Below are 15,586 nucleotides of genomic sequence, written 5' to 3'. Positions count from 1 at the left end.
GTTATTGCCAACACATTGACCGGCCCCAACCGTCGCAAGGGCTGCCATTGTGAAAATTCCTTCTGAAATGACCTTGCAGTTTTTGGTATGGTGCAGCTCGTTTTTTTAACGGACTGATGTCATGCCCACGGATCGGCACTCATTTATGTTAAAGAGTTGCTGTAGAAATGCCTGAACCCATTCCGATCAAGGACCACGAAAAAGAGACGCGTCTGGTCAACAAACGTTTGATCGCCTGCGCCTTGTTCGTCTTCGCCATCAGCTGCGCCCTGGTCGTGCGCCTGTATATCCTGCAAGTGGTGGAATTCGACTACCACTCCACGATCTCCGAAAACAACCGCGTCCACGTCTTGCCGATCCCGCCGACACGCGGCTTGATCTACGACCGCAATGGTGTGCTGCTCGCCGATAACCGCCCCAGTTTCAACCTGACTATCACCCGCGAACGCGCCACCGACGTCAATCAAGAACTGGACGAGGTCATCAACCTTCTGCATTTGCCTGCAGAAGATCGAACAGTCTTCGATAAAGCCATGAAGCAGTCCCGTCATCCGTTTACGCCGGTGACGCTGTTCTATGAGCTGACGGAAGAACAAATCGCCGTACTGGCAGTCAACGAGTTCCGCCTCCCAGGCCTTGATGTCGAGCCGCAGTTCGTCCGCCATTACCCGTTCGGCGCGCATTTTGCCCATTCGATCGGTTACGTCGGGCGGATCAACGAAAAAGAATCCAAGAGCCTCGACTCGGTGGAATATCGCGGTACGCAATCCATCGGCAAAACCGGCATCGAACGCTTCTACGAGGCGCAACTACACGGTCACGTCGGTTACGAAGAGGTGGAGACCAACGCTCAAGGTCGTGTACTCCGTGTGCTCAAACACACCGACCCGATCCCGGGCCAGAACATTGTCCTGAGCCTCGACATCAAACTGCAGGAAGCTGCCGAGGCCGCATTGGGTGATCGTCGTGGTTCAGTGGTCGCGCTCGATCCGTCGACCGGCGAAGTGTTGGCCATGGTCAGCAATCCGAGCTTTGACCCGAACCTGTTCGTCACGGGCATCAGTTCCAAGGAATACTCGGCACTGCGAGATTCGATCGACCGGCCGCTGTTCAATCGTGTGCTGCGCGGGCTCTACGCACCGGGTTCGACGATCAAGCCAGAAGTGGCAATCGCCGGCCTCGACGCCGGCGTCGTGACACCGCAGACGCGCGTCTTCGACCCCGGTTATTACCAACTCCCGGACTTTGATCACAAGTACCGCAACTGGAACCACAGCGGCGACGGCTGGGTGGATATGGATGCGGCGATCATGCGTTCCAATGACACCTATTTCTACGACCTCGCGCACAAGCTCGGCATCGATCGCCTGCACGATTACATGGCGATGTTCGGCCTCGGGGAGAAAGTCTCGCTGGACATGTTTGAAGAGTCTCCCGGCCTGATGCCATCGCAAGCGTGGAAACGCGCAACCCGCCGGCAAGCCTGGTTCCCGGGCGAAACGGTCATCCTCGGTATCGGCCAGGGCTACATGCAGGTCACGCCGTTGCAACTGGCTCAAGCCACGGCATTGATCGCCAACAAAGGTGTGTGGAATCGTCCGCACCTGGCCAAGACCGTTGATGGCGTCGCCCCGGTCGACGAGCATCCGATGCCGAACATTCTGCTCAAGGATCCGCGCGATTGGGAGCAGGTCAACCACGGCATGCAAATGGTGATGCACGATGCGCGAGGCATTGCGCGTGCGGCCGCTGCCGGCGCGCAGTATCGCATCGCTGGCAAGAGTGGTACGGCACAGGTCGTGGCGATCAAGCAGGGCGAGCGTTACAACCGCGAGAAGACCCTTGAACGCCACCGCGATAACGCCTTGTTCGTCGGCTTTGCACCGGCCGAACATCCGAAGATCGCGATTTCGGTGATGATCGAAAACGGTGAGGCCGGTGGTCGTGTGGCCGGTCCTGTGGTGCGACAGATCATGGACGCCTGGTTACTTGATCAGGACGGCCATCTCAAGCCGCAATACGCCGCGCCGACGAAAGCGCCGGGTGACCCGCACGTTTAACCTTCTACGGCTCACAGCACCGGCTCACGCAAGGCGAACCGATGTTGTGAGCTCCGCTTGCAAAGTCTATTTGCAGTGGTAACCCTCGAGCATCGTGGCGGTGTAGTTGCGCTGCACGCGATCCTCAAAGTTGAGGTTTGCAAGCCTTGCTCCACCAGAAAGGCTTCGACCTTGGCGGATTGGCAGTCTTCGTTACAGGACGAATCGCGAAGCAGGTAGACCTGCGCTTGCTGGCCTCATCCCGGACAGTGGCAACGAAGGACTGAGCGTGGTGTAACCGATGCGCAGAGGTGATTCGCTAGCCATCGAACCCTAATCGCCCTGCGGTGCTTGCCATCGCCCTGACGTTAACGTAAAGATTGCCGTCAGGGCGCTCGAATAAAGAAAGCGCAAAGCGGACCGCTACGGAGCGCTTGATGACTCTTATAAAAACCACCGATCCCAAGTCTCGCCACGAAGCCCGGCTCGCCCGGGAAAAGCTCCATCTGGAGGGCCAGGTACCCGACGGCGTGCTCCGTGCCGAGATCGATGCTTCGTGGCGGCGCAGCCTCAGTCACGGCGTGCATTTCAACGGCAAACACGAGCTGTCCCTGGAGTCGGGCGTCAGCCTCGACGTGTTGCTGGCAAGCAATCGCCTGCTGATCGATGCGGCGATGCCGGCCATCGATTACCTCGCCGAACGCCAAGGCAAAGAAGGCCTGATCATCCTTGCCAACTCCGATGCAACCATCCTCGCCGTCGAAGGACGTGCCGACCGGCTCAAGGGCAGCGGTCTGCAAGACATCACCCTCGGCGCCTGCTGGAGCGAAGCGGCGCGCGGCACCAATGCCCTCGGCACCGCACTGGTCGAAGCGCGGCCGACGCTGATCGATTGCGGCGAACACTACCTGGATCGCCTCACGGATTTTTCCTGCACCTCGGTGCCGATTCATTGCCCGCAAGGTGAGATTCTCGGTGTCCTTGATCTGACGCGCGAAGGCCCGCTTGGCCGCGTGCACGACAGCACCGCATTGCTGAGCATGGCGGTCAGCCAGATCGAAAGCCGAGTGTTCAATAACAGTTTCCCCGAGCAGATCGTTCTCGCGTTTCACAGTCGCCGGCAGTATCTGGAGTCGCCATGGCAAGGCTTGTTGGCAGTCAGTCTCGGCGGGCAGATTCTCGCGGTCAGCGCGCAGGCCTGTCAGTTGCTGCGGGCCGAACGTTCGGCGCTGGTCGGTCGCCGTTGTGAAGAGTTTCTCGGTGTCGATGGCGTGCAACTGCTCAGTCGTTTACAGCATGGCGGCGTCGGCAGTCTGCAAACTGCCAAAGGTGAGTTTTTCTACAAAGCCCTGCGTGCGCCGGCGCGTTCGGTCAACCTCGGCGGGCCACCGCGCAGCGTGGCGAAAAGCGTCAAGCCGCAAGCGGATCTGGACGCATTGGCTGGCAGCAACACCCGCTATGCGCGGGCCTTGCGCATGGCGCGCCAAGGTCTGGCCAATGAGTTGCCAGTCTTGCTCCTCGGCGAAACCGGTACCGGTAAAGAAGTCATTGCCCGAGCTCTGCACATGGCCGGCAGTCGTTGCAACAGACCGTTTGTGGCGGTGAACTGTGCGGCGATCCCCGAAGGCCTGATCGAGTCGGAACTGTTCGGCTACCGCGAAGGCGCGTTCACCGGCTCGCGACGCGGCGGCATGATCGGACGCTTGCAACAAGCCCACGGCGGGACGCTGTTTCTCGATGAAATTGGCGATATGCCGCTGGCCTTGCAGGCGCGGTTGCTGCGGGTTTTGCAGGATCGCAAAGTTGCGCCGCTCGGTGCCGGGGAAGAACAGGACATTGACATTGCGCTGATCTGCGCCACCCACCGCGACCTGAAAATACAGGTCGCCGACAAGCAGTTTCGCGAGGACCTGTTCTATCGCGTCAACGGCATCAGCGTCATGCTTCCGGCCCTGCGCGAGCGCGATGATTTTGCCGCTCTGGTCGCCAGCCTTTTAAGCAAGCTCGACGCGCCGAATGTGTTGCTGCACGACGACCTCGATCGTCTGCTCGGCGCCTATCACTGGCCCGGCAACATTCGCCAGTTGGAGATGGTCCTGCGCACTGGGTTGGCCATGCGCGAGCCGGGTGAAACCGTGCTGACCCTCGATCACTTGCCCGACAGCATGCTCGACGAGCTCAGCGTCACCGAGAAACCCCAGGCCGGCAGCATTCGCGAGAACGAACTGGAGATGATCCGTCAGTCCCTCGATACCCATCAGGGCAATGTCTCAGCGGCTGCCGACGCTCTTGGTATCAGTCGCGCGACGCTGTATCGCAAACTCAAACAGTTGCGCTCGTGATGCAGCGCTTCATCGTAAGGCTGATCGACAGCCGCGACCCCGCCGCGCTGCAAACGGCGTTGCGCTGGCTGTACAGTTTCGTCCGCCCGCAGCGTTTGGCGATTGCCGGTTTGCTCGGGTTATCGGTGTGCGCCTCGTTACTGGTGCTGGTCCAACCGTGGCTGGTGAAGTTGCTGATCGACGATGGCCTGTTGGCGCGCAACTTCCCGATGCTGGTGATGATTGCGGTGCTGATGATCATCGCCGGATTGCTTGGCACGGCGTTGTCGGGGATCAACCGTTATCTGCATACGCGACTGTCCGGGCGCATTCTGTTTGCCCTGCGCGACGACCTCTATCGGCATCTGCAAACCCTGTCACCGAGCTTTTATGGGCAGCGGCGTATTGGTGATCTGATGTCGCGCCTTGATGGTGATGTCGCGGAAATCCAGCGCTTTGCCGTGGATTCGCTGTTCTCTGCGGTATCGAGTGTGATCGGGCTGGTGGTGGCGATCGCCATGCTCTTTACGCTGTCCTGGAAACTTTCGTTGCTGGCATTGGTGCTGATCCCCCTCGATGTGATGTGGCTGCGCTGGATGCGGCGCAAGGTCGAGCGCGATGTGCGGCAATTGCGCGAGCGTTCGGCGGACATGTCGTCATTCATGGTCGAGACCTTGCCGGTGATGAAGTTCATCCAGTCCGCCGGGCAGCAGCAGCGTGAAGCGCGGCGCCTGGAGCGTCTGGGGCAGGGTTACATGAATCAGTTGCTGCGCCTGCAAGTTACCGAGTTTTTCACTCAGGCCGTGCCGGGCACGTTGACGTCGTTGTCCCGCGCCTGTGCGTTTTTGATTGGCGGCTACTGGGTGGTGCAGGGCACTTGGCAGCTCGGCGCATTGATCGCGTTTTCCACCTATCTGGGCATGGCGGTCGGGCCCGTGCAAAGCCTGTTGGGGCTGTACGTGGCGATTCAACGGATGACAGTCAGCCTCGGCCGGGTGATGGAGTTGCGCGGCGAAGAACCGACCGTACGCTCGCCGGTTACGCCGCAACCGCTGCCGGCCTCGGGCGAACTGCGCTTTGACGATGTGCACTTCAGCCATCCGGGCCGCCCGAGCACATTGAGTGGCATAGAGGCGACGATTCCTTACGGTTTGAAAGTCGCGTTAAGCGGCGGCTCCGGCGTCGGTAAATCTACCCTGATCGATCTGTTGCAGCGGCATCACGATCCGCAGTCTGGCCGGGTGTTGCTCGGTGAAATGGATCTGCGCGAGCTGGATCTGTTCGAACTGCGCCGACGCATCGCCGTAGTCAGTCAGGACATCGTGCTGTTTCGCGGCAGCCTGGCCGACAACCTCGCTTATGCGGTACCCGATGCCAGTCGCGAGGCGATTGCCGAAGTGGCGCGACTGGCGCAACTCGACAGCCTGATCGCCTCGTTGCCCGAAGGTCTCGACAGCCCGTTGGGCGAGCGGGGTCAGCAGTTGTCCGGTGGACAGAAACAGCGCATCGCAATTGCCCGGGCGCTGTTGCAGGATCCGTTGATTCTGGTGCTCGACGAAGCAACCTCAGCGGTCGATGAAGCCACCGAGCGTGAAGTGATTGAAGCCATCGACCGTCTGTTTGCCGGGCGCACGCGCATCCTCATCAGCCATCGGCCGTCGACCCTGGCCGATGCCGATCTGCGCTTCGAATTGCTCGACGGTGTGCTGACTTCGAAAACGGTGCTGCATGAAGCCTGAGTTACGTATCGGTGTGGTCGACAGTGGGCACTCGGCGGCGCAGCGTGTGCAGGTGATTGCCGGGCAGCGTTTTTCACTGCTGGAGGACGGCTTGGCGCAGAGTGATGTGCGCGATGATCCGCTCGGGCATGGCAGTGCAGTGATCGAAGCGATCAGCCGCCGCGCACCGGCGGCACAGATTTGCCTGGCGCAGGTGTTTGATCAACGTGGCGTGACCAGTGCGTTGCAGATCGCCACGGCGATTGACTGGCTGGTGACGCAAGGCGTGCGCTTGATCAATCTGAGCCTCGGTTTGCGTCAGGATCGCAGCTTGTTGCGCGAGGCCTGTGCGGCAGCGGTGGCGCGCGGCGTGTTGCTCTGTGCGTCGAGTCCGGCGCAGGGTGCGGCGGTGTTTCCGGCGAGTTATCCGCAGGTGTTGCGGGTGACCGGGGATGCGCGTTGCACGCAAGAACAGTGGTCGTGGCTCGACAGCGCGCAGGCGGATTTTGCCGCGTGTGTGCACGGCACTTATCCGGGGCAGTCCGGAGCGAGTCTGGGCTGTGCGGCGCTGAGCGGGCATATCGCCGGGTTTCTCCTCGAACATCCTGGCGCGAGCAACGCGGACGTTATCGAGTGGCTGAAACGCAGCGCGCGCTATCGCGGGCCTGAACGACGGTCCGGGCCATGACGGCGATCGTGATCCTCGGTGCAGGCCCGGCGGGCGCGGCGGTCGCGCTGGGGCTGCGACGGCTTGGCTATCCGGTGACGCTGATCAGCGAGTGGCGACGCTTTGCGGCACTGGAAGGCGTTTCGCAACGGGTACTGGACGCCTTGCGCGGCGCGGGGCTGCAGCATGCGTTGGCAGGTGCGCTGCTGCCGTCCCGGCGGCAGGTGAACTGGAACGGTCAGCAGCACGCGCAGAACATCGAGTTTCTGCTGGATCGGCCAACCTTTGATCGCGGTTTGCGTGACGCTTTGCGCGAGGCCGGGGTTGAGCGGGTCGAGGGTCGCGTGCTGAGTGTGCAGTCCTCGGTAAACGGACATCGAATCGCTCTGGATGGCGGGGTGGCGGTATTCGCGGATTTTCTCGTCGAAGCGCGGGGACGTCAGGCGCCGTCGCTCGGTAAAGGTTTGCGCGGGCCGGAAACAGTCAGCCTGCTCAATCGCTGGCAAGGTGCGCCGGGCACGACCGCCAGTGCGGTGGAAGGCCTTGAAGACGGCTGGGCGTGGATGGCGCGCCGCGCCGATGGGCAATGTTATTGGCAATGGACGGTGGATGTGGCCAGTGCCCAATTGCCGGGCAAGGCGCAGTTGCTGGATTACTGCCGGCACCGTCGGCACGTCTCGGATTTTGCGCGGGCGTTTTTTGCCGATGGCGCAGAGACCGATTCGCACCTGCACGCGCGTAGCAGTACGGCGATTCTTTCACCGCAAGTGTGCGGCGAAAACTGGATACGTGTCGGTGATGCGGCGATGGCGGTGGATCCGTTATCGGGCAACGGGATTTTTCAGTCGCTGTCGTCAGCGTTGCAGGCACCGGTGGTGATCAACACCTTGTTGCATAAACCCGAGCGTGCGGCGCTGGCGCAGCGCTTTCATCAGCAGCGGGTCGAACAGTTGTTCTTGCGCTTTGCGCGGATTGGCCGTGATTTTTATGCCGATGAACAGCGCTGGTCCGAACAGCCATTCTGGCAGGCGCGGCAGTCCTGGCCGGATGCTCGGGTGGCGCACGCAGCGGCGGATTTTTCAGCGCTCAGGATCGAGCGGATGCCTGTGTTGCGGGATGGTTTTGTCGATGAGGTCGAGGTGGTGATTACGACGGATCAGCCGTTGGGGATCTGGCATGTGCAGGGGATTGAGGTGGCGCCGCTGGTGCGACGGTTGCACACGGAGCCAGCCGATCAAGTGTTGGCGGGATTGAGTGAAGAGCAGGGCAGGGTGATCAAGGGATGGCTGTTGAGTCAGGGATATCGGCCCTCACCCTGACCCTTTCTCAGGGGGCGAGGGCTGGGTGAGGGTGCTCTTGAGCTTTTACAGTTTGATCAACACCGACTTCAGTTCGGTGTAATGCTCAATCGCCGCATAGCCCATTTCCCGCCCAACCCCGGACATCTTGTAGCCGCCAAACGGCAGCGCCGGGTCCAGTGCGCTGTGGCAGTTGACCCACACCGACCCCGATTTGATCCGCGGGATCATCCGGTGCACCGCCGCCAGATCATTCGACCAGATGCTCGCGCCCAAGCCGTAGGGACTGTCGTTGGCCATGCGCAACGCATCGGCTTCGTCATCAAATGGAATCGCCACCAGCACCGGGCCGAAGATCTCCTCCTGCACCAGCGAATGCTGTTGATCGACATCCACAATCACCGTCGGTTTGACGAAGAAGCCCGGCCCGAATTGCTCGCCACCACAGGCGATGGTCGCACCACTTTCCCGGCCCATTTCGATGTAGTTGTACACGCGCTCCTGCTGGCGCGCGGAAATCAGCGGGCCCATCTCCACGCTTGGATCGAGGCCGTTGCCCATCTTCATCGCGTTGGCGATGGCACTGATATCGGCCACCACATTGTCGAAATGCTTACGCTGCACATACAGCCTGGAACCGGCACAACAGACCTGTCCCTGGTTGAAGAAAATCGCACTGGCCGCGCCCGTTGCGGCGCTTTTCAGGTCGGCGTCGGCCATGACGATGGTCGGCGATTTGCCGCCCAGCTCAAGAGTGACGCGGGTCATCGAATCCATGGCGATTTTGCCGATCTGTTTGCCGACGGCGGTGGAGCCAGTGAAGGTCAGTTTGTCGACCAACGGATTGTGCGTCAGTGCTGAACCGGCGGTGATGCCGGTGCCGGTGACGACGTTGAACACGCCTTCGGGGTATCCCGCTTCCAGCACCAGTTCCGCCAGTTTCAGCGCGGTCAGTGGGGTTTCATCGGCAGGTTTGAGCACTACGGTGCAACCGGTGGCCAGTGCCGGGCCGAGTTTCCAGCAGGCCAGCAGCAGCGGGAAGTTCCACGCGACGATCGCGCCGACTACGCCGACCGCCTCGCGACGGATGAAACTGTGGAACTGATCATTCGGCATCAGCGGCAGCGACACTTCGACACTGGCGCCTTCGATTTTGGTCGCCCAACCGGCCATGTAGCGCAGAAAATCGATCGCCAGTTGCACGTCCATCACCTGCGCCACTGCCGCGCTCTTGCCGTTGTTCAGGCATTCCAGTTGCGCCAGCAGTTCGGCGTCGCGCTGCATCAGGTCAGCGAGTTTCCACAACAGGTTCTGCCGTTCGCGCGGGCGCGTGCGGCTCCAGGCGGAGTCGTCGAAGGCCTGTCGTGCGGCGAGTACCGCACGGTCGACATCGTCCGGCGTGGCGCGGGGTACCACGCACAGCACTTCACCGGTGGCCGGGTTATGCAGGGGCATGGTCTGGCCGTCGGCGGCCTCGACCCAATCGCCACCAATCAGCATGCGCGGTGCGCGCTGAATGAACTCGGAGGTGGCGGGGAGCAGATAGGGGAGGGACATGGCAAAGCCTCTTGTTGTTCGTGAGAACGAGACTTTCGCAATGGCTGTGCCAACTGTCCGGCGCGGCCGCGTGGCGCCGGGTTAGCGGGGTTTGCAGGGTTACCGGGACAGGCATCACGCGAAGGTTTGTCGCAAATCGCGACGGCGGTTGAGACATCCGCAACAGCCTTGGCCAATGATACGGCCAAGGCTTTTTCAAGGGCCTTGCTACCGAGAGTCAGACCTTCTCATCGATTCGCTTGGCATCGCGTGCGGCTACGATGGCAGCATCTGTTTCAGGCGTCCCCAACTGACCTTTACGCCATAACTGATGGGAGAAATAGCCGTCGATGGCTTCAGCACTGATGGTGTTGCCCTTGGGTACAAACAGCGCCGCCAGGTCAATGGTGCTGGCGAAGTTGTCTTTGGTCAGGTTGTACTTGCCCAAATGGCTGCCGCCCGAACCGGAATCGGCCGCGACCAGTTCGATGGAGGCGTCGCGGTAACCGCTCGCGGCGGCTTTCAATGCGTCCGAGTCATTGAGCAGAGTGTTCAGCTTATCCATGTCGGCAGCGCTCAGCTCATTGGCAGTGTTCAGCACCTTGAGGTTGCCATCGGCTTCAATGGTAAAGCCAAATTTCTTGTCGGCGAGCTCCGGAAAACTGTCGCTCAAGCTCGCTTTGAAGCTCTCGAACGTCAGTTTCAGCGAGTTGTTCGCTTCTGCGTGCCGTGCGGCCACTTGCGCGAAGTCAGCGGCCTGAGGGCGGCCGATCCAGCCCGAGATCACTTCCGTGTTCGGGCTGATGGTCGGGACATCACCGCTTGGGTGGTAAACCACCGCCGGATTGATGTTGACCGCATTGTTCTTGAGGTCTGCGCTGAGCGATTCCATCGTCAGGGGGTTCGCGGTTTTGTTCAGCTCTGCGGCTGACGGCTGGGTAAAACCGGGATTTAAAGTGATCGCCATGTCGTCATTCCTTGATCGTTGGTGGTAAGCCATTTATCGGCGGGCGCTGGCCTTGCTTAAGTTGTTGTCTTTGATTAGACGTAACTTGATGTGTCGGGAAAATGCTCGCCAGTACAGGCATCCATGCTTGTCTCACACTGCTACAACTGTCGCGAAATTGGACGCCTGTCACCCGTTCAAACGGCCACGTAGCGGCGTGATTGACTGGTAAGTGCTTGATTGAAAAGCCTCTCAACAAGCTGGCACGCTCCGTGTATTGCTCATCGCAGACGTTTCTCTTGCCTCCGTCTGTGCAACAGCGCCGACGGCAGAAACCATAAAAACGATAAGCGACAACAATAAGAAAGCACCGTGCGAGGTTCGACGTTGATGAAGAGAAGACTCCGATCAGGCATGAGCGCCAGCCTGCTGGCCGTGGCCGCGTGTGTGGCCCTGCATTCGCCGCACAGCCTGGCTGCCCGCGACGCCCAGACCATCCTGAAAGAAACCTGTCAGGGCTGTCACACCCCCGAGGCCGATAACGCCCTGAGCCGCATCAGCCACCAGCGCAAGACCCCGGAAGGCTGGCTGATGAGCATCGCCCGCATGCAGGTCATGCACGGCCTGCAGATCAGCGATGATGACCGTCGCACGCTGGTTAAATACCTGGCCGACACCCAGGGCCTGGCACCGAGCGAAACCGATGGCGTGCGCTATGCGCTGGAACGCCGCTTGAACACGGTCGAGCAGTTCGACGAGAAGACCAGCCAGATGTGCGGCCGCTGCCACTCCGGTGCGCGGGTCGCGCTGCAACGGCGTCCGGCGCAGGAATGGGAACGCTTGGTCAACTTCCACCTCGGCCAATGGCCGTCGCTGGAGTATCAGGCCTTGGCGCGCGATCGCGACTGGTTCGATATCGCCCGCAAAGAAATGGTGCCGTTGCTCGCCAAGCGTTATCCGCTGGACAACCCGGCGTGGCAGCAATGGCTGAAAACCGCGCCAAAAGCCGAAGCGCTGGTGGGCGACTGGAGCTTCAGCGGTCACTTGCCGGGCAAGGGAGAACTGGCCGGCGTGATGAGCGTGACCGCTGACGGCAATGACACCTTCAAGGTCAGCGTCAAAGGCCAATACGCCGACGGCAGCGCGTTCAATGGCGACGGCAGCGCAATCCTCTACAGCGGTTACGAATGGCGTGGCAATGTGACTGTCGATGGCGTGACCATGCGCCAGGTGTTCGCCGCGCAGGGCAACGCGATGCAAGGGCGGATGTTCGAGGCCGAACATGATGAGCGCGGTCTCGATTTCGTTGCCGCCAAACAAGGCTCGCAACGTTTGCTCGCTGTGCAGCCGGGTTACGTGAAGGCCGGCAGCGAAACCGAAGTGACCCTGATTGGCAGCGGTCTCAGCGGTAAACCGAGCTTCGGTAAAGGCGTCGAAGTCGTCCAGGTGCTCGAGCAGAACGCCGAACGCATCAAGGTCAAAGTCAAAGCCGCCGCCAACGCTCAACCGGGCCTGCGCGCCGTCAGCGTCGGTGCGCTCAAGGGCCCGAGCCTGTCGGTGTACAGCAAGATAGCTTCGGTCAAAGTGGTGCCGGAATTCTCCGTGGCGCGGATCGGCGAGGGCGGTGGTTCGACGCCGAAAGTCCAGGGCCGTTTCGACGCTGAAGCCTGGGGCAAGGGCGCCGATGGCAAGCCGTATCGCATCGGCGTGTTCCCGGCGCAGTGGAAGGTGGAAGCCTTCGACGACCGCGCCAAGGAAGATGAAGACGTCAAGTTCGCCGGCACCATGCAGGCCGACGCCGGCGTGTTCACCCCGGGCGATGCCGGGCCGAATCCGGCGCGCAAAATGTCCACCAATAATGCCGGCAACCTCAAGGTGATTGCCGCCGTCGACGATGCCGGGCAATCCCTCACCGGCGAAGGCCATCTGATCGTCACCGTACAACGCTGGAACAATCCACCCATTCCCTGAGTTGTTTTGAACGCACACGCTTCAGACACTTTTCGGAATGACCGCAAGCCCCGCCCAACGGGGCCTGCACAGGAGGTTTGCAATGGGCGCTATCTTGAATCTGGTCGAACGCAATCTGCACGAAGTGCACGTCGACGCCGACCGCATGCTGTTCCATATCCCCAGCAGTTCGCTGTTTGCCAGCGATGAGCTGACCGGCACCATCATTGATACGTTGCGCGGCCCTGGCTGCTCCTCGGAAGACCTGATTGAACGCCTCGCCGCGCGGTTCAACGGCGAGGAGATCAACGAGACCCTGCGCGAGCTGATCTCGCTGGAACTGGTCAGCGACGGCTCGCCACTGACCCCGGACATCGCGGTCAAACGTGTCGAGCGCACCGCCATCAATACCGTGGTGCTCAACGTCAACACCGGCTGCAACCTGAGCTGCACGTATTGCTACAAGGAAGACCTCGACAAGCCATCGGCCGGCAAGAAGATGGACGTTGAAACCGCGATCGCTTCGGTGGAAATGCTCCTGCGTGAATCGCCGGATGAAGAGCGCTTCACCGTGGTGTTTTTCGGTGGCGAACCGCTGAGCAACCGCAAGCTGATCGAGTACATGGTCGACTACTGCGAGAAGCGCTTTGCCGAGGCCGGCAAGTTCGTCGAATTCGTCATGACCACCAACGCCACGCTGCTTACGGAAGACACCGTCGACTACCTCAACGCCCACCGTTTCGGGCTGTCGGTGAGCATCGACGGGCCGAAAACCGTGCATGACCGCAACCGCATCACCGTGGGCGGGCAGGGCACTTACGACGTGGTCCGGCGCAAGGCCGAGATGCTGCTGTCGCGTTACAACAGCCGTCCGGTCGGCGCTCGCGTGACGCTGACCACTGGCGTCACCGACGTCGAAACCATTTGGGATCACCTGTTCAATGAGCTGGGATTTGCCGAGGTCGGATTCGCCCCGGTGACTTCGGGCGATATCAGCAGTTTCAACCTCAGCAGCGAAGAACTGATTGAAGTCTTCGCCAGCATGAAACGCCTCGGTCGGCGTTATCTGGAGGCCGCGCTGGAGCACCGCAACATCGGTTTCTCCAACCTGCACCAGTTGATCACCGACATCCACGAGGGCCACAAAAAAGCTCTGCCGTGTGGCGCCGGGCTGAAGATGCTGGCGGTTGATCACAAGGGCGAACTGAACTTGTGCCACCGCTTCACCGGCTCATCCTTGCCGACGTTTGGCAACGTGCACAGCGGCGTGAAGCAAGTCGAACTCAACGACTTTCTGTCCCAGCGCCTGGATCGCACGAACACCGGTTGTCACGACTGCCAGATCCGCAATCTGTGCTCCGGCGGCTGTTACCACGAGAGCTACGCGCGCTACGGCGACCCGGCGCACCCCACTTATCACTATTGCGAACTGATGCGTGACTGGGTCGACTTCGGCATTGAGGTCTACACCCGGATCATGGCCAATAACCCTGCGTTCATCAGCAGCTACATCACCCCGCGCAAGGCTCACTGATATGAAACATCTCAAGGCAATCAATAACAAAGCGTTGAAGCTCGATCAGGCCGCGGAGGAAAACCGCATCGAAGAGGTGGTGGCGATGAGTTCGGTGGCGGGCTGTGCCTCGACCACCGATCCGGGTTGGGAAATCGATGCGTTCGGCGGGGTGTCGTCGCTGTGCCAGCCGATGGAGGCTGACCTTTACGGTTGCTCCGACCCGTGCTGGTGGCCGGCGCAGGTGCCGGACATGATGAGCACCTACCCGGACTGGAACAAGGATGCCCAGGCGTCCAACGACAACTGGCGCAACCTCGGCACGGTCTTCCCGAAAGACAAGTGATCGTCCCGGACACGAAGAAGGATTCCAGCATGCACAGCATCAAAGCCTGCGGCCTGGCCGCGTTTGCCGCGCTGAACGTCTGTTCGTTCAGTGTTCTGGCCGATGAAAACACCGCGCTGCAAGACGGTCACGAGTACATGGTGACCACCAATTATCCGAACAACCTGCACGTCCTCGATCTGGCCACCGACAGCCTGTACAAGACCTGCAAGATGCCCGACGCCTTTGGCCCCGGCACCGTGCAATTGTCACCGGATCGCAAGACCGCCTACGTGCTGAACAATCATTACGCTGACGTTTATGGTGTCGAGCTGGACAGCTGCAAACAGGTGTTCCACGCCAGCATTACTCAGCAGCCGGGGGAGAAGGCGCGGTCGATGTTTGCCTTTACCGTCAGCCACGATGGCAAGGAGCTGTACACCATCGCCAACCCGACGCAGATGCTCAACGATCGCTACGAGGTTAAACAGCCGCGTCTGGATGTCTATGCCACGGATGCCGGGATGAACGCCAAACCGGTGCGCAGTTTTCCGGCGCCGCGGCAGTTGACCATCATGCAGAGCGGCGACGATGGCACGCTCTACGTGGCCGGCGCTGATGTGTACAAGGTTGATGTGCAGAGCGGCAAGTTCGATGTGCTGATTCCCAGTCGCCACTGGAAACGCGCGAATTACAGCGCGCCGGACGTGCTGTATGTATGGAATCAGCAGACCTACCGCCATGACTTCTCGCTGCTCTACACCACGGCGAAATTCAAGGACAAGAAGCAGGACCCGGCGACCGCCGAGTATCTGTACGGACTGTTCAGCATCGATTTGAAAACCGGCAAGACCGAAACCACCGACTTCGGCCCGCTGACCGAGATCTACTTCAGCGGCATGCGTTCGCCGAAGGATCCGAACCTGATGTTCGGGGTGCTCAACCGTTTGGCCAAGTACGACATCAAGCAGAAAAAGCTGATTCAGGCGGCGACGCTGGAGCATTCCTACTACTGCATTTCCTTCAACAAGGACGGCAGCAAGATCTACCTGGCCGGGACGTTCAATGACGTGGCGATTTTTGATGCCGAGACGATGCAGCAGACGGGTAGCATCAAGTTGCCTGGGGGGGATATGGCGATTACCACGGCGCAGATTTTTGTCCGGTAAGTCGCAGCGACCGGGCTGACGCCATCGTTAGCAGGCTAGCTCCCACACGATTTGTGAATGCCACAAGACCAACGTGGGAGCTAGCCTGCTAGCGATTTGGCCCT

Annotated in this window: 11 protein-coding genes and 1 pseudogene; 9 read left to right on the top strand and 3 right to left on the bottom strand. The window is 60.6% G+C overall.

Annotation, left to right across the window (positions count from 1 at the left end):
• The first annotated feature begins 167 nt into the window (after positions 1-167).
• Entirely contained in the window at positions 168-2,060 is a 1,893-nt protein-coding gene (gene mrdA / locus QZR14_RS13470) for a penicillin-binding protein 2 (RefSeq protein WP_250607017.1), read from the top strand.
• Between the two features lie 66 nt (positions 2,061-2,126).
• Here mrdA and QZR14_RS13465 read toward each other — a convergent pair.
• Positions 2,127-2,345: pseudogene (locus QZR14_RS13465) on the bottom strand (hypothetical protein); the annotation flags it as partial.
• Between the two features lie 131 nt (positions 2,346-2,476).
• On the opposite strand from QZR14_RS13465, the gene QZR14_RS13460 reads away from it, so the two are divergent.
• The 4 genes from QZR14_RS13460 to qhpG are packed head-to-tail and all read left to right on the top strand — an operon-like array spanning position 2,477 to position 8,064.
• A complete protein-coding gene (locus QZR14_RS13460; RefSeq protein WP_311996832.1) occupies positions 2,477-4,381 on the top strand; it encodes a sigma-54-dependent Fis family transcriptional regulator in 1,905 nt (634 codons plus the stop codon).
• The gene (locus QZR14_RS13455; RefSeq protein WP_311996831.1) at positions 4,381-6,099 is read left to right on the top strand and encodes an ABC transporter ATP-binding protein; all 1,719 of its coding nucleotides are present in this window, start codon (positions 4,381-4,383) and stop codon (positions 6,097-6,099) included. The genes QZR14_RS13460 and QZR14_RS13455 overlap by 1 nt, the downstream gene beginning before the upstream one ends.
• Positions 6,089-6,766 (top strand): subtilisin-like serine protease QhpE, encoded by a 678-nt coding sequence (qhpE, locus tag QZR14_RS13450; RefSeq protein WP_311996830.1) that lies wholly within the window; start codon positions 6,089-6,091, stop codon positions 6,764-6,766. The genes QZR14_RS13455 and qhpE overlap by 11 nt, the downstream gene beginning before the upstream one ends.
• On the top strand, positions 6,763-8,064 hold the full coding sequence (qhpG, locus tag QZR14_RS13445) for a flavin-dependent monooxygenase QhpG (protein WP_311996829.1): 1,302 nt from the start codon (positions 6,763-6,765) through the stop codon (positions 8,062-8,064). Before qhpE ends, qhpG begins: the two co-directional genes overlap by 4 nt.
• A 45-nt stretch (positions 8,065-8,109) precedes the next feature.
• On the opposite strand, the gene QZR14_RS13440 is transcribed toward qhpG, so the two are convergent.
• The gene (locus tag QZR14_RS13440; protein ID WP_311996828.1) at positions 8,110-9,600 is read right to left on the bottom strand and encodes an aldehyde dehydrogenase family protein; all 1,491 of its coding nucleotides are present in this window, start codon (positions 9,598-9,600) and stop codon (positions 8,110-8,112) included.
• Between the two features lie 217 nt (positions 9,601-9,817).
• The gene (locus QZR14_RS13435; protein ID WP_311996827.1) at positions 9,818-10,546 is read right to left on the bottom strand and encodes a hypothetical protein; all 729 of its coding nucleotides are present in this window, start codon (positions 10,544-10,546) and stop codon (positions 9,818-9,820) included.
• A gap of 369 nt (positions 10,547-10,915) precedes the next feature.
• On the opposite strand from QZR14_RS13435, the gene peaA reads away from it, so the two are divergent.
• The 4 genes from peaA (at position 10,916) to peaD (ending at position 15,482) form a co-directional block, all read left to right on the top strand.
• On the top strand, positions 10,916-12,496 hold the full coding sequence (gene peaA / locus QZR14_RS13430; RefSeq protein ID WP_311996826.1) for a quinohemoprotein amine dehydrogenase subunit alpha: 1,581 nt from the start codon (positions 10,916-10,918) through the stop codon (positions 12,494-12,496).
• An 82-nt stretch (positions 12,497-12,578) separates the two neighbouring features.
• Positions 12,579-14,009, top strand: a complete 1,431-nt coding sequence (peaB, locus tag QZR14_RS13425; RefSeq protein WP_250607009.1) for a quinohemoprotein amine dehydrogenase maturation protein — start codon at positions 12,579-12,581, stop codon at positions 14,007-14,009.
• 1 nt (position 14,010) lies between these two features.
• Positions 14,011-14,334 carry a quinohemoprotein amine dehydrogenase subunit gamma gene (qhpC, locus tag QZR14_RS13420; protein WP_064117830.1) on the top strand — a complete coding sequence of 108 codons (324 nt, stop codon included), beginning with the start codon at positions 14,011-14,013 and terminating at the stop codon, positions 14,332-14,334.
• Positions 14,335-14,363: 29 nt separating this feature from the next.
• Positions 14,364-15,482 carry a quinohemoprotein amine dehydrogenase subunit beta gene (gene peaD, locus QZR14_RS13415; RefSeq protein WP_311996825.1) on the top strand — a complete coding sequence of 373 codons (1,119 nt, stop codon included), beginning with the start codon at positions 14,364-14,366 and terminating at the stop codon, positions 15,480-15,482.
• Positions 15,483-15,586: the final 104 nt, after the last annotated feature.

The organism is Pseudomonas sp. rhizo66 (assembly GCF_031931925.1).
Taxonomy (GTDB): domain Bacteria; phylum Pseudomonadota; class Gammaproteobacteria; order Pseudomonadales; family Pseudomonadaceae; genus Aquipseudomonas.
This window is presented reverse-complemented; position numbering and strand designations above follow the sequence as displayed.